General features: G+C 66.7%; 12 protein-coding genes. 5 read left to right on the forward strand and 7 right to left on the reverse strand.

Features of this window, described 5'->3' with window-relative positions; translation table 11 throughout:
• Positions 1-30 precede the first annotated feature (30 nt).
• Genes K4043_RS16825 through K4043_RS16835 form a run of 3 tightly spaced genes read right to left on the reverse strand, consistent with a single transcriptional unit; the run spans position 31 to position 5,782 of the window.
• Positions 31-1,323 (reverse strand): MFS transporter, encoded by a 1,293-nt coding sequence (locus K4043_RS16825; protein WP_265310005.1) that lies wholly within the window; start codon positions 1,321-1,323, stop codon positions 31-33.
• A complete protein-coding gene (locus K4043_RS16830) occupies positions 1,320-3,560 on the reverse strand; it encodes an oligoalginate lyase (protein ID WP_265310006.1) in 2,241 nt (746 codons plus the stop codon). The genes K4043_RS16825 and K4043_RS16830 overlap by 4 nt, the downstream gene beginning before the upstream one ends.
• The gene (locus K4043_RS16835; protein ID WP_265310007.1) at positions 3,557-5,782 is read right to left on the reverse strand and encodes a polysaccharide lyase 6 family protein; all 2,226 of its coding nucleotides are present in this window, start codon (positions 5,780-5,782) and stop codon (positions 3,557-3,559) included. Before K4043_RS16835 ends, K4043_RS16830 begins: the two co-directional genes overlap by 4 nt.
• 281 nt (positions 5,783-6,063) lie before the next feature.
• Here K4043_RS16835 and K4043_RS16840 point away from each other — a divergent pair, with 281 nt between their 5' ends.
• Positions 6,064-8,955, forward strand: coding sequence for a TonB-dependent receptor (locus K4043_RS16840; protein WP_265310008.1), 2,892 nt, complete (start codon positions 6,064-6,066; stop codon positions 8,953-8,955).
• Between the two features lie 90 nt (positions 8,956-9,045).
• On the forward strand, positions 9,046-9,789 hold the full coding sequence (locus K4043_RS16845; RefSeq protein ID WP_088432357.1) for a FadR/GntR family transcriptional regulator: 744 nt from the start codon (positions 9,046-9,048) through the stop codon (positions 9,787-9,789).
• 21 nt (positions 9,790-9,810) lie between these two features.
• Here K4043_RS16845 and K4043_RS16850 read toward each other — a convergent pair whose 3' ends face one another.
• Positions 9,811-10,200, reverse strand: a complete 390-nt coding sequence (locus K4043_RS16850) for a DUF6165 family protein (RefSeq protein WP_123731172.1) — start codon at positions 10,198-10,200, stop codon at positions 9,811-9,813.
• 175 nt (positions 10,201-10,375) lie between these two features.
• Between K4043_RS16850 and K4043_RS16855 the strand changes: the two genes are divergently transcribed.
• A complete protein-coding gene (locus tag K4043_RS16855) occupies positions 10,376-11,074 on the forward strand; it encodes a TorF family putative porin (RefSeq protein WP_260232298.1) in 699 nt (232 codons plus the stop codon).
• Between the two features lie 80 nt (positions 11,075-11,154).
• Here K4043_RS16855 and K4043_RS16860 read toward each other — a convergent pair whose 3' ends face one another.
• Together K4043_RS16860 and K4043_RS16865 are read right to left on the reverse strand one after the other, a co-directional pair.
• Complete coding sequence (locus tag K4043_RS16860) at positions 11,155-12,345, reverse strand: MFS transporter (RefSeq protein WP_265310009.1); 1,191 nt, start codon at positions 12,343-12,345, stop codon at positions 11,155-11,157.
• Between the two features lie 172 nt (positions 12,346-12,517).
• Complete coding sequence (locus tag K4043_RS16865) at positions 12,518-12,988, reverse strand: DUF1456 family protein (RefSeq protein WP_123731174.1); 471 nt, start codon at positions 12,986-12,988, stop codon at positions 12,518-12,520.
• A gap of 157 nt (positions 12,989-13,145) precedes the next feature.
• Between K4043_RS16865 and K4043_RS16870 the strand changes: the two genes are divergently transcribed.
• Together K4043_RS16870 and K4043_RS16875 are read left to right on the forward strand one after the other, a co-directional pair.
• Positions 13,146-13,631, forward strand: a complete 486-nt coding sequence (locus tag K4043_RS16870; protein WP_265310010.1) for a hypothetical protein — start codon at positions 13,146-13,148, stop codon at positions 13,629-13,631.
• Positions 13,632-13,728: 97 nt separating this feature from the next.
• Positions 13,729-14,478: an SDR family NAD(P)-dependent oxidoreductase gene (locus K4043_RS16875; RefSeq protein ID WP_121044105.1), complete on the forward strand. Its 750-nt coding sequence runs from the start codon at positions 13,729-13,731 to the stop codon at positions 14,476-14,478.
• A gap of 186 nt (positions 14,479-14,664) precedes the next feature.
• Here the strand turns inward: K4043_RS16875 and K4043_RS16880 are convergent, their stop codons facing one another.
• Entirely contained in the window at positions 14,665-15,021 is a 357-nt protein-coding gene (locus tag K4043_RS16880; RefSeq protein ID WP_265310011.1) for a VOC family protein, read from the reverse strand.
• Between the last annotated feature and the right edge of the window lie 63 nt (positions 15,022-15,084).

Consider the following 15,084-nt stretch of genomic DNA (forward strand, 5'->3'; position numbering starts at 1 on the left):
GATGCGTTGGGGGAAAGGGAAGAAGAGGGCTCAGCGGCGCTCGACCGGGCCGTGGAGTTTTTCCACGCGACCGGTGACCAGCCACAGCGCCAGCAGGGAGGCCGGCACCAGGGCCGCCACCAGGATGAAAATGGGTGCGTAGGAGTCGTGGGTCATGGCCGGCACCAGCCAGGTGGTGATCAGCGTGCCGGCCACCGCGGCCATGCCGCCGAGGCCGGCGACCGAGCCGACTGATTTGCCGCTGAAGATGTCGCCGGGCAGGGTCTGGATGTTGCCGATGGCGATCTGGAAGCCGAACAGTACGAAGGCGATGGTCACCACGGCCCAGACCGGATCGGTGGCCAGCACCGCGCCCAGCAGCGCCGGGGCCATGATCGCGCCGCCCAGGGTGATCACCACCTTGCGGGCCTTGTCCACGCTCCAGCCGGCGCCGATCAGGCGCCCGGACAACCAGCCGCCGCCGAGGCTGCCGATCATCGCGCCGACATACGGCACCCAGGCGAAGATGCCGATCTGCTTGATGTCGAAACCGAAGGTATCGGCCAGGTAGAGCGGCAGCCAGGACACGAACAGCCACCAGATCGGGTCCAGGAAGAACCGTGAGATCAGGATGCCCCAGGTCTGCCGATGGCCCAGCAGCTGGCGCATGCTGGGCACGTACTCGGGGACCGGCACGGTTGGTTGTTCGGTGGGTGCATCCAGGATCAACGCGCGCTCGGCCGCGCTCACCCACGGGTGCTTGTCCGGGCCGGCGCGGTAGATGATCAGCCACGGCAGCAGCCAGATGAAGCCGATCGCACCGATCAGGATGAAGGTGCCGCGCCAGCCCAGCCACAGGAACAGCACGGCGATCAGCGGTGCCGACACGATCGCGCCGATCGAAGCACCCGCATTGAACACGCCCTGTGCCAGCGCGCGCTCACGTGCCGGGAACCACTCGGCATTGGCCTTGACCGCACCCGGCCACGCGCCGGCTTCGCTGATGCCGAGCATGGCGCGCACGATGCTGAAGGACAGGATGGAGTGGGTGACCGAGTGCAGTGCGATCGAGATCGACCACACCGCGATCGACAGCGCGAAGCCCAGGCGCGTACCGATGATGTCGAACAGGCGGCCGAACACGAACTGGCCGGCGGCATAGAACAGCATGAACACCGTGACCAGCAGCGCGTAGTCTTCCTTGGTCGCGCCGACGTCCTTGGAGATCTGCGGCCACATCACGGCCAGGGCGTTGCGGTCGATGTAGTTGATCACCGTGGCAATGGCGATCAGCGCCACGATCAGCCAACGGACATAGGTGCGGGCCTGCGTGGTGACCTTCATTTGCCGTCCTTGCCGGTGCGGGTGCCGGTATCGAAGCGCTTCCAGCCACCGTCCCAGCGCCAGCTGTGTCCGCCGCCGCTCACTTCATGCGATCCGCCCTCGGCCGGATCATCGGCGATGCCCACGGCGAGCTGCTTGCCGCCGGCCAGGTCGAGCACCAGCACGTCCGCATCCTTGCCGCGGTAGTGGGTGAGGCGGTCGATGCGGCTGTTGGCGCCCCGCACGGTTTCGGCAGTGCCGTCGTACTGGCCGTGCGGTTCGAGCACGCCGTAGAACGTGGTGGCAGCCTGCCCATCCACCCGCTGCAGCAGCATCGGCTCACGGCGCAGGTTGAACAAGGGATCATTCGCACCGCTCTCGCCGATCAGGGCGCGCGAGGGCGCGGTGCTGGCGAACCGGTAGGTATAGAAGCGGCCGTCCAGCAGCCAGGTCAGGCTGCGTGCGTCGCTGGTCGGCTCGCTGGCCGCATCGATCCACACATGCTGGTAGCCGTTGGCCTTGCCCAGCACCGGGCGTGCGGCGACCGCGGACTGCGTCTTGAAGCCCACGTCCATGATGTGGCCATTGAAGTGCAGCGGCAGGTCATAGCGTGCGGCCTTGCTGCCGGTGACACGCAGCAGATCCAGCACCACCGGCTCGCCGAGCGAGGGGTGCGAGAGCAGCGCCTGGGTACGGGTGAAGCTGACCCCGTCGTAGGCGCCCTCCATCCGTGCCGAGGCGATCTGGGTATCGTCGCTGACCGCGAACAGCAGCGGCGTCGGTGCCAGTGGCTGACCCTTCTTCCAGTCGCCGCCGAAGTGGCTCTGTTCGTTCACCACCAGCGTGTTGTGCGCGATGGTCTGCCGGGCCCAGCTGCTGTTCTCCGGCAGGTAGATGCCACCGGCCTTCGCCTCGATGTTGAGGAAGCGCGCCGCGCCGTAATCGGTCACCACGCGCTGGCCGTTGTCGTAGAACAACCAGTTGAGCTTGTCGAAGTGGCCGTGACCCATGCCCTGCTTGGTGTTCTTCATCACCAGCGCCTGGCCGTTCTCGCCGCCCATGCGCAGGATCGCCAGTGCGCCTTCGGTGCCGTCCGGGCCATCGCGCAGCAGGGTCGGTACGAAGCCAAACGGCTTGGCCTTGTTCTCCGCCAGCGCCTGGGCCACCTGCAGGCCTTCGGGCGAGAGCAGCACGCGCTTCTGTGTTCTGGCGACGGACAGCAGGCGTGCATCACCGGTCTGCGCGTAGGCGATATCGATGCCGGCCACCAGTTCCTCGGTGTCCAGCCCCTTGTCGAGAATGGCGTCGTTGATAGGGAAGAAGTAGCCGCCGTAGCTGCTCTGCACCAGCGCATCGACCGCCTTGAGCAGCACGCCGTCGCGGCGCTTGAAGATGCCGCGTTGCGGTTCGTTGCGCTCGATGGCGTTGGCGAACAGGATGAACGGGGCCAGCGCATAGCGCTGGTAGTACGGGCCTTCTTCGTAATACCCGTCCGGCGAGAACAGCTGATCCACCTGTTTCAGGAAGCCGGCACTGCCATCGCGCTTGCTGCCCTGCAGGGCCTTGTCGACGTAGTTGGTGTCGCGCAGCACGTAGCCGGTCATGCCGACCGCAGCGACAGCCCAGGTGGCGTGGTTGTGGATCTTGTCGAAGTTCTCCGGCGTGCCGGACAGGAAATCGGCCATCGCGCGGAATACGTTGTCGTCGATCGTTTTGCGGTCGGCGTCACTGAGCGTGTCGCGGATCGCGTCGTAGCCCTGCGCCGCGCTGACCAGCCAGACCGAATCGTTGAGGGTCTGCCAGAACAGCCGGCCGGGAATCTGGCCGCGGCCCTGCGGGTGCGCGCCCAGCCCTGGGTAGAGCTTGGCGTAGCCCAGCAGCAGGTCGCGGGCGAAGGTGGCATAGGCCTTGTCACCGGTCAGCCGATACAGCGCGCCGGCGGCCTGGATGGCCTGGTAATTGCGCTTGTGCTGTTCGTGCGTGTAACCGCCGCCCTTGTCCTTGGGCACCGGCACGTCGATGCCGGCCTTCATCATCGCGCGCACGCGCTGTTCGGCACGCTGCTGTTCCTTGGCGAACAGGGGTGATCGCCCACCCTCGGTACGCATCTGCGTCCACTGCGCGGCGGTGACCAGCACCGGCGCGGTGGCGGCATCGGCGGGCGCCTGCCGGGCGGCGGGCGCGGCCTGCGCGGCGGGCAACAAAGCCCCGCCAAGCGTGGCGGCGAGCAGCAGCATCAGGGGCGGGGCGTGATTCATGGCAGGGCCTCAACAGGGGTATCGGACAGCAACGGCGCGGTGGCCGTCAGCGGGTTGTCGCCCATGCGCAGGGTCGGTTCCCCGACGCGATGGCTGAAACGGATGCGGCCGCTGCGGTCGAAGCGGTTGTCGCGGATGCTGGCGAACTGCACGCCATGCAGGCGCAGGCTGGTGTCATCGGCCACCCCGGCCTGCTCGAACTGGTTGCCGTGCACCTGCAGCGCCGGACCGAAGGTGCTTTCGTCGGTGCCGCCGCGATACAGGTTCACCACTGGCCCGCCGATGCGGCGGAACGTGGAGTCCAGCAGATCGACCTGTTCGGCGTTGTAGGTGCCCAGATCGTCGGTCTCGGCGGCCGCGGCGATCACGCTGCCGGTGATGTCCTCCACCGTGACGTGGGCCAGTGCGATCCGCGCGGCCAGGCTGCCCTTGCCGGTGGCGATCACATCGAAGGCCTTGTTGGCGGTCAGCCCGTGCACGCGGCTGTCCTCGATGCGCAGCGTGTAGTTGAAGGCCTGGCTGCCGGGCGGCACGCGGATCACCGCGTTGCCGGCGGCATCCGGGGCGAGCGCGCCGTCGATGTCCAGCCGCGCCAGGCGCAGCGAACCGCGTGCGCCGATCTCGAACAGGCTCGGCCGCGAGAACTGCACGCTGGCCTGGCCACGTGCGGGGCCGACCACGCTGAGCGGATGGTCCACCGCCAGCACCTGGCTCACGGTGTAGCGGCCGCGCTGCAGCTGCAGGCGGTCGCCGGGGGCGCTGGCGGCCACGGCGGCGGTGAGGGTGTCCTCGCCCGGTGCGACCCTGCGCACGGCGCCGCTGTCCAAGGCGGTGGTCGGCAGGGTCTTGGGGTACCAGTCCACGCCGACCTGGTCGCGGGCAATCGGGGTCAGACCGCGCGGGGCACCGGCATCGATGGCGGCGGTGGGGTAGAGCAGGCCGTTGGCCGCGCGCTGCAGGGCCAGGGTCTGGCCGCTGACACCGCCAGGGAAGCCGGCAGACGCGGCCGGGCTCTGCACATTGCCCGCGAAGCTGATGCCGGAGAGATCGCCCTGTGTGCGCAGCAGCTCGCGGTGTCCATCGCCGATGAACAGGTTGCCGGCGATGCGGCTGTTCACCGGCATCGCATTGCGCTCCTCATCCAGCCCCGCGCCCAGCAACAGGGTGCCGACCTGGATGAAGCTGTTGCGTTCAATCACCGCGTGATCGATCTGCTCGTAGCGGTTCAACGGCGCGTCGTGGGTACCGGCCATCACACTCAACGCCGCAGCGAAGTTGTCGCCAGCGATGCCTTCGAAGTAATTGTCGCGCACCGTCTGGTTGCGGTTGATCACGCGCACGCCACCGGTATGCGCCTTGCCATGGCCGAGGAACACATTGCGTTCGACCCGGTTGCCGTGGCCGTGGCGCAGCACCAGTGAGCCGCGCGAGTCCTGGAAGACGTTGCCACGGTAGGTGTTGCCGCCGGACTTGTTGGAGACGATCTCCACCTCGCCATCGCACTGCTCGAACCAGTTGTTCTCCACCACGGTGCGCGAATCGGACTGCGAATCGTGGCTGGTGCCGATGCGCATCGTCTCGCCGCCGTTGGCGCCCAGGTTGGGGCGCGGGCCGAACCAGTTGTGGTCGATGCGGTGCTGGTTGTCCAGGCCGCTGGTGGCGTTGCGCACCACCACCAGGGTGGTGCCCGCATTGGTCTTGCCGACCAGCTGGTTGTGGTCGAAGCGGTTGTGCTGGCCGTACAGCGCCACCCAGTGATCGGATTGCTGGCGGTCCGGTTTGTTGTAGCGGTCGATGACGATCCCGGTCACCCGGCTGTGGTTGGCCCACTCACTGGCGGACCGCCGGAATGACACCACTTCGCCACCCGGCGCCCAACCATCGCGGAAGACAAGGTTGGAGACCTCCAGGTGCTCACCGGCCAGACGCAGCTGGGACTGGCCGCTGAGAATCACCTTGCCGGGGGTCTGTGCCGTCAACTTAATTGGTTGACCAATTTTGCCGGTGCCCCGGAAAAGCAGGTCCATGTCGCGCCAGACGCCGTCCGCCAGGATCACCGTATCGCCGGGGGCGAGGGCGCGTACGGCGGTGGCATAGGCAGCAGCGTCGCGCACCAGATAATCGGCCGCGACGGCAGGGAATGCCGCCAGGGACAGGCTCAACAGCAAGGCCTTGGCCATGGGACGGCGGGCCAACGGCGCATGCGAGTGTTGCAAAGTCACGGGCTTACCCTCCCAGATGAACCGTGGCGACTGACGCGAGACACGATCCTAACAGGTTGCCCGGCGCGCACGTCAACCACAATCGCATACCACTTTAGGTGCATGTGGTATGTGGTTTGCGCATTTTTCTGCTGCGTCCGCACATTAATTCCATGCAAAGTGGTCTGGACGGTGGTGCGGGGTAGACTTTAGTACCAATTCATTGACATTGGTTCATCAGTCGTGAATCTTCCGGATCGAATCCGTGTAATCGGACGATCCATCCTGGGAGGGAGATCACGATGTTGCATGACCGCCGTACGGCCTCACCACGAGGCCTCCGCCGCACCGCGCTGCACAGCGCGCTGTTCTATGCCCTGTGCGCCACCGCGGCACTGCCGCTGGCCCACGCACAGGATGCCGAAGCACCCGCCTCGCCGCCGGGGCAAGCCACCACGCTGGATCAGGTCCAGGTGACCGGCATCCGCGGCACCATCCAGACCTCGATCGACAAGAAGCGCGAGGAGACCGTGGTCTCCGATGTGCTGGCCGCTGACGACATCGGTGATCTGCCGGCGCTGTCGATCGGTGAAGCGATCGAAACGATCACCGGTGCCTCCACCCACCGCGAGAAGGGCGGTGCGTCGGAAATCTCGATCCGTGGCCTGGGGCCGTTCCTCGGTTCGTCCACCTTCAATGGCCGCGAGGCCACCAATGGCAGTGGCGACCGCTCGGTGAACTTCAACCAGTTCCCGTCCGAGTTGATCAACACCGTGGCGATCTACAAGACCCAGCGCGCCGACTTCGTCGAAGGTGGCGTGGCCGGCACGATCAACATGGAGACGGTCAAACCACTGGAGTACGGCAAACGCACGTTCCAGCTCGATGGCCGGGGCACCTGGCAGGACTACGATGACCGTCTGAAGGACAAGGACGGCGTCGGCTGGCGCGGTACCGCCAGCTACATCGACCAGTTCGACATGGGCAACGCCGGCAAGCTCGGTGTCTCCATCGGTGTGCAGGCGCTGGAAGGCAGCAACCCGGAAGAGATGTTCTCCAGCAGCTCCACCTGGGTGGCCTGCGATGGCCGTGAAGTGGTCGGCGCGACGCGCAACTGCACCCAGGTCAATGGCAACCAGGTGGCCAACGGCGTGCCGTACTACCTGGTGCCCAGCAGCCGCATCTACCGCCAGTTCATCGAGCACGACAAACGCGATTCGCAGTTCGCCGCGCTGCAGTGGCGGCCCAGCGATACGGTGGAAGTGAACCTGGATTACCAGCACTCCAAGCGCGATTACACCGAAGACCGCTCGGATCTGTCGCTGTCCTCGATGATGCGCAACCTCAACAACCGCGTGGTCACCGACGATGGCGCGCTGCTGCACCACACCGGCAGCACCACGGTCGATTCCACCGGCAACTTCCTGGAGCGCCAGGAGGAATACACCGGCGGCGGGCTCAACGTGATCTTCCGGCCGAGCCCGGCGTGGACGCTGTCCACCGATCTGTCCTACTCCAACACCGAGCGCGATCAGATCGAACGCAGCACCCGGCTGCGCGCCGGTCGCACCGACGTCAACGGCAGGCCGGTCGGCGGCATCAAAAACACCCGCTACGTCGATTACACCTATGACTACAGCGGTGACGTGCCGAGCATCTATCTTGATCCGGCGTTCGATGTGAAAAACCCGGACAACTTCACCGATTCGGCGCTGGTGCGTCGTCGCCAGCAGCATCGCGAGCACACCATCCGTGCCGGCCGCTTCGATGCCACGTTCACCCCGGAAAGCGGCTTCTTCACCGCGATCAAGGGTGGCCTGCGCCGCTCCGAGGCGACCTACACCGATTACACCGACACCGTGGATGTGACCACCACCAATGTCGCTGCGATCCGCGCTGCCAACCAGGCCTGCCGTCAGGCCTTCCCGCAGGACGATTTCCTGGCCAATGCCAGTGGCAACACCATCGACCAGTGGGCCAGCTTCGACAGCCGCTGCCTGTTCAAGGCCTTCACCGGCGCCGACGACACCGGCCTGAGCGCGGACCTGCGCAACCCGGCCAACAACGATGTCACCGAGAAAACCAGCGCGCTGTACCTGATGGGCGATTACAGCGCCGAATGGTTCGGCCTGCCGGTGACCGGCAACATCGGCGTGCGTGGCGTGCGGACCGAGGTACGCTCGGTCGGCCTGCGCAGCGGCCTGGATGTGATCAACAATCCCGACGGCACCGTGACCCTGGAACCGACCGGCGATTTCACCTCGCAGGTGCTCAAGTCCAGCAATACCGAATGGCTGCCCAGCTTCAACGCCGCCTTCGAACTGCGCCCGGACCTGCTGCTGCGCGTCGGCGCCTATCGGGCGATGTCGCGTCCGGACCTGGCCGCTGAAGGCTATGGCCGCACCTTCAACCTGGGCGAGGTGGATACCGAGTTCAACAGCGTGGGCGATGCACTGCGCAGCATCACCGCCACCGGCAACCCGCGCGCCAAACCGTTGATGTCATGGAATGGCGATCTCTCGCTGGAGTGGTACGCCAACGAAGACACCATGCTGTCCGGTGCGCTGTACTACAAGCAGTTCAACGGCGGCTCGATGCCGGTGATCGTCAACGAGACCTTCGATATCGATGGTCAGAGCGTGACCGTGCCGGTGGAGCAGCTGGCCACCAGCGACCAGAAGAGCGATCTGTTCGGCGTGGAGTTCACCGCCTCGCACAGCTTCTCCTACCTGCCGGGGATCTTCTCCGGGCTGGGCGTGAAGGCCAGCTACAACTACGCCGATTCCAACTTCAAGACCGAAGACCTGCGCCTGGGCGAGTCCACCGACCCGGCCACCGGCGTGGTGACCCCGGGCATCGTCGAGCCGGCCAATATCTTCGGTCTGTCCAAGCATGTGGCCTCGGCGCAGGTGTACTGGGGCCTGGGCAAGCTCGATCTGCAGGCGATCTACAAGTACCGCTCCGACTATTACCAGCAGTTTGTCGGCGACCCGTCGCAGAACCGCTATGTGCGTGACAATGGCTCGCTGGACTTCCGCGCCACCTACAAAGTGAACAAGCACTTGTCGTTGTCGCTGTCGGCCAGCAACCTCACCGATGAGCCGCGGGTGTCGGATATGCCCATCCTCGGCAGCTTCCGCGAGTACACCACGTACGGGCGGCGGTATTATCTGGGGGTGCGCTACCGCTTCTGAGGTCAGTGGCGCGGTTTTTCCGACCGCGCCGCTCTCTCAAGGCGCGGTCGCGTGTCGGTCCCCAGCCACCTGTCAGCCAGGCCTTTGATGATGTCCGAACCCCGTCTGTACCAGTCCATTGCTGCCGAAATCGTCGCGCTGATCGAGAAGGGCGAATTCCCGCCGGGCTCGCGCCTGCCGGGCGAACGCGACCTGGCCGAACGCCTGGGCGTGAGCCGGGTGACGGTGCGCGAGGCGGAAATCGCGCTGGAAGCGCAGGGCCTGATCACCATCAAGACCGGCTCCGGCGTGTACGTGAAGGCCAAGCCGTCGCAGGCGCCGGGCGCACTGCCCGACGTCTCGGCGTTCGACCTGACCGCGGCACGTGCGGTGATCGAGGCCGAGGCGGCCGCGATGGCGGCCAGCCGCATCACCGATGCCGAACTGGAGGACCTGGCCGGCCTGATCGCGGCCATGGTCGATCCGAATTCGGGCGAGGCGGCGGCCAGCGAGGCGGATCGGCAGTTCCACCTGTCGATCGCGCGGATCGCCGGCAACCCGGTGGTGGAGCACTGCGTGCAGCTGATCTGGCGGATGCGCAACGAGCTGCCGCGGGTCAAGCAGGTCTACGCCAACGTCTGCCACAACGACGATGACACCCGCGACGAGGAACACACCCGGATTCTGGATGCACTGCGCCAGCGCGACCCGGCAGCGGCGCGGTCGGCCATGCGCAACCACTTCCAGCGGCTGTTCGAATCGATGCTGGAAGCCACCGAGAATGAAGCGCTGGCTGAAATCCGCCGGCGCACCCAGCAGGACCGCGAACGCTTCATGGCCGCGACCGGGCACTGAGCCCGGCGCGTACCGGCGGGCTTATTCGCCCTGGTACTGCTTTTCTTCGACCAGCTGCGAGCCGGCGATGCGGTTGATTTCGTTCTTCACTTTGACCCGCTCGCCATTGGTGCCATAGACACCGCGCGCCAGCTGGATGAAGGCATCGTCGAACACCTGCGCCGCTTCCTTGTCGCGCAGCTGATCCTGGATCTCCCACATGCGCTCGTTGATTGCCTTGAGCTGCGTCTTCAGCGCATCCAGCCCGGGCTGAGCGCTTACCTGCTGCTGCCACAGCGGCCACAGGCCATCGAGTTCCTTGCGGACGTTGGCGTTCTTGCCCGCATCGGCGATGCGTTCGGCCTTGATTTCCAGGATGGTGATCTTGTCGATCAGCTCGCCAATCGATACCGGGGTCAGGATCGCGTCCACGCCATTACTCGCAACAGGTCAGAGTGGCCATGATACCGCGCACCTCCGGGCACCACCCTGACGCAGGATTTACAGAAACGTTGCGCCGATCGCGCGGGTAGGCCATGGCGGCTTTACGGCCCACCTGGGGAGACTGTCGCTCTCGACGGCGCGGCCGTCATCTGGAGTGGGACACGTGGTGGATCAACAGTGGAAACAGCGCCTGCGCTGCGGCGCGGTGCTGGCGGGGCTGGTCATGAGTGGTGCGGCAGCGGCCGCGGTGGAGGGCAACGTAACGCTGACCTCGGATTACATCTGGCGCGGCAGCTCCCAGAGCGACGGCGATCCGGCCGCGCAGGCCGGCGTGAAGCTCAGTACGGCCAACGGCTGGTATGCCTCGGCGTGGGGCTCGGGCGTCTCGTTCCGCCCGGACAACGGCGCGCGCAGCGAATTCGATCTCGTCGCCGGCTGGAGCAGTGCGGTGGCGCCGGACTGGAGCGTGGACGTCAACCTGACCCGCTACCTCTATCCCTCGACCACCGTCGATCTGGACTGGACCGAGCTCAACGGCACGGTGACCTGGCGGCAACGCGCCTGGCTGCAGGTCGGCGTCTCCGACAACGCGCTGGCCGGCGGCCACAGCGGCACCTATGCGCAGCTCGGTGCGCGTCTGCCGCTGGGCGGGCAGTGGCGTGTCGAGGGCGCGGTAGGCCATTACTGGCTGAACGGCGCGCAGGCCGATGATTATCTGCACGGCCAGCTCAGCGTGGTGTGGCGTGTGCACGGGCCGTGGGAGCTGCGGGTGACCGGGCACGACACCGACGGTGCCGCGAAACAGTTGTTTCCGGGCAATGCGGGATCGCGCGTCGAGGTCGGGCTGCAGACCGCCTTCTAACGTAGCGCCAACCCGGGTAGAGCCGACCGTTGGTCGGCTGCCCCAGCCATCGCGCAACTGCAGCCGACCAACGGTCGGCTCTACCGAGCCACACGCTTCTCCGCCACCACCGCCACAGCCCACACCGCCATCGCCACCAGCGCAACGCCCGCACCGGTGACGCACACACCGGTCCAGCCAAAGCGATCAAAGACCTGCGCCGAGACCAGTGAGCCCAGCGAGCCACCGATGAAATAGCCGGTCATGTAGCCGGCATTGAGCCGGTTGCGTGCTTCCGGGCGCAGTGCATACACCACGTTCTGGTTGCTCACATGCAACAGCTGCGCAGCCAGATCGAGCACGATCACGCCCAGCACCAGTGCGATCAGCGAGTGCGTGGAGAAGCCCAGCGGCAGCCATGACGCGGCCAGCAGCACCAGCGCCACCGTCGTCGCCAACGCAGCCTTGCCACGGTCGGCCATGCGCCCGGCCACACCGGCGGCCAGCGTGCCGGCCGCACCCACCAGCCCGAACAGCCCGATCGTCGCATCGCTGTAGCCATACGGTTCGGCCGCGAGCAGGAACGCCAACGGCGTCCAGAAGATCGCGAACATCGCAAAGCTCAACGCGCCCAGTACCGTGCGCAGGCGGAACACCGGTTCCTGCGCGAACAGTGTGCCGATCGAGCGCAGCAGCTGCAGATAGCCCAGCCCGGCGGTCTGATGGAAGCGCGGCAGATGCCGATACAACATGCCCGTGGTCAGCACCAGCGCGGCCGCGGCGATCCAGTACACGGTGCGCCAGTCGCCCAGCGAGGACAGCGCGCCGGCCACGGTGCGTGCCAGCAGGATGCCGAGCAGCAGGCCGCTCATCACCGTGCCGACAACCTGGCCACGCTCTTCCGGCCGCGCCAGCGTCGCCGCGAACGGCACCAGCACCTGTGCCACCACCGAGAACAGCCCGGTCAGCGCGGTGCCCACCAGCAGCCAGACGAACTGATGGCTGAGCGCGCTCAGCACCAGCCCCGCCGCCGACAGCAGCGACATCACCACGATCAGCCGGCGCCGCTCGAACAGATCGCCCAGCGGCACCAGCAGGATCAGGCCCGCCGCATAGCTCAGCTGGGCCACGGTCACCACCGTCCCGGCACGCGCGAAGGATACCCCGAACTGCCCGGCGATGGTGTGCAGCAGCGGCTGCGCGTAGTAGTTGCTGGCCACGGCCACACCGGTGGCGAAGGCCATCAGCAGGACCTGCCAGCGGCTGAGTGGCGAGGGCACGTCGTGGGTCATGACGGGCTCCAGGAAAGAAGGGGCGCCAGTGTCCGCCCGATCGGCGGATGAGGGAAATGAAACGTCTTCATCCAACGCATCTGGAATCCAGATGGCCAGCCATTTCAGGCAGCCGAGTCAGCAGCACTGCAGCACGTGGCCCCGGCACCGGAGCCACGCACCAAGGCCTCACTCAGGCGCCGCGCACACGCAGGGTCAGGCCCTTGAGGAAATTGCGCAGCATCTGGTCACCGCAGGCGCGGTAGTTCTTGTGGTCCGGCTGACGGAACAGCGCGGACAGTTCCGGCTTGGAGACCGAGAAACCGGCGGCGTCGAACACTTCGTGCATGTCCACGTCCTTCAGCTGGAAGGCGACGCGCAGCTTCTTCAGCACCAGGTTGTTGGTGATGCGCTTTTCCACCGGGCGCACCGGCTGGTTCTCGTCGCGGCCACGGAAATGCACGATCAGGCCATCCAGGAAATGCGCCAGGGTGCGGTCGTCGCAGGGCACGAAACCCTCTTCGTCTTCCTTGCGCAGCCAGCCGGCCACATCGGCCTTGTCGATCACGAAGGCCGGATCGGCCAGGGCACAGGTGTCGGCGATCATGCCGTCGCTGAGGTCGAGCATGTAGCGGATGCTGCGCAGTACATCGTTGTTGATCATGGGACGTCCAATACCGCCGGCGCGGCTGCGCGGCTGGCGGCCATTTTACCCCGTGCCGGGCGCGCGGCCGGCTGCGACCGGTGGTCGCTGTCATCTGGCTGCCATGAAAGTGAAGCACAGTGCCGCGATCAGGCATCGACAGGCAGTGGAGCAGGCAATGCGCAGGTGGCAGGTACTCGGGTGTGTGGGCATGTTGCTGGCGGGCCAGGCAGGGGCGCAGGTTCCGTATGTGGCGCTGGAACAGCGGCTGGATCCCCAGGCGCTGGCCGAGGTCGGGCTGACCCCGGCCCAGCTGCAGACGCTGAACCGCCTGCTGCGCGAGGCCGAGGCCGAGGCCCCGGCGCCGGTGGCCGTCGCGGCGGCACCCGCCGCAGGCCCGGGTGTGCCGACGCCGTCACCCATGTTCCCCGGGCTGGACGAGGGCCCCATCAATGCCAAGGTCACCGGCCAGGTGGACGGCTGGGCCCCCGGCACCGTGTTCACCCTCGACAACGGCCAGCAGTGGCAGGTGCTCAAGGGCGAGATGACGCTCAAGACCGCGCGCAGCAACCCCGAGATTGTCGTGGTGCCGGGCATCGCCGGCCGCTGGTTCCTGCAGGTGGATGAAGATCTGCCCAAGGCACGGGTGTTCCGCATCCGCTGACGCGACGGCTCGTAGCGCCGAGCTGCGGAGCAGCGCCCGGCTCTGCACCGGTCGGGCATCGGTGCGAAAATGGCCGGGATCTCCACGGAGTACCTCGATGACCCGTACCGCTCTGATTACCGGCGCCACCTCCGGCTTTGGCGCCGCCGCTGTCCACCGTTTCGCCCAGGCCGGCTGGCGCGTGATCGCCACCGGGCGCCGTGCCGAGCGCCTGCAGCCGCTCGTCGATGCCTACGGTCCCGAGCGCGTGCACGCCGCAGTGTTCGACGTGCGCGACAGCGCGGCAATGGAAGCGGCCCTGGCCGCCCTGCCGGCCGGCTTCGCCGACATCGACCTGCTGGTCAACAACGCCGGCCTGGCCCAGGGCACCGCCCCGGCCCAGAGCGCCTCGCTGGAGGACTGGCGCACCATGATCGACACCAACGTCACCGCCCTGGTGACGCTGACCCATCGCCTGTTGCCGCAACTGGTCGCACGCAAGGGCGCGATCATCAACATCAGCTCGGTTGCCGGCGTGTATCCGTACCCGGGCGGCAACGCCTACGGCGGCACCAAGGCCTTCGTCAGCCAGTTCTCGCTCGGCCTGCGCTCGGACCTGCACGGCAGCGGCGTGCGCGTGACCACGATCGAGCCGGGCATGGCCGAAACCGAGTTCACCGTGGTCCGCACCCATGGCGACCAGGCGGCCTCGGACAAGCTCTACACCGGTGCCAACCCGATGACCGCCGATGACATCGCCGAGCAGATCTTCTGGGTCGCCTCGCTGCCGGCGCACCTGAACATCAATCGCCTCGAAGTGATGCCGGTCAGCCAGTCGTTCGCCGGGTTCCAGGTCGCGCGCGACTGATCCAACCGGACCGCTGGCCAACACCTCGGCCACACACCCGAACGGGCCAACACCTCGGCCGCACGCCCGAAACCGGTAGAGCCGACCGTTGGTCGGCTGCCCTTGGCGCCTACCCACCGCTGACGGCAGCCGACCAACGGTCGGCTCTACCTGCATCCTGGCAGCCGACCAACGGTCGGCTCTACCTCAGGCGGCCGTCCACACCGCCAGCTCATACCCATCCGGATCGCGGAAATGAAACCGACGCCCGCCCGGGAAATCGAACGCGGCCCGGCAGATTGCCACGCCGGCCGCCTGCAGCCGTTGCTGCGTGGCGACCAGGTCATCGGCATACAGGATCACAAGGGGCCCACCCGGTTGCACCGCTTCGCCGGTGGTGAAGCCACCGGTCAGGCGTCCATCGCTGAACTCGGTGTAGGCCGGTCCGTAATCGGTGAATGTCCAGCCGAAGACCTCACCGTAGAACGCCTTGCTGCGCGCGATGTTGGTGACATTGAATTCGATGTTGTCGATGCGGCGATCGTTGCCGTGTGCGGTGCTCATGGACGCTTCTCGTTGAAAGGAGCCCCAGCATCGCCACCGCGGCCGCGCCGGTCTTGAACAAAA

The sequence above is a fragment of the Stenotrophomonas sp. SRS1 genome (genome assembly GCF_026130205.1).
Lineage (GTDB): Bacteria > Pseudomonadota > Gammaproteobacteria > Xanthomonadales > Xanthomonadaceae > Stenotrophomonas > Stenotrophomonas rhizophila_B.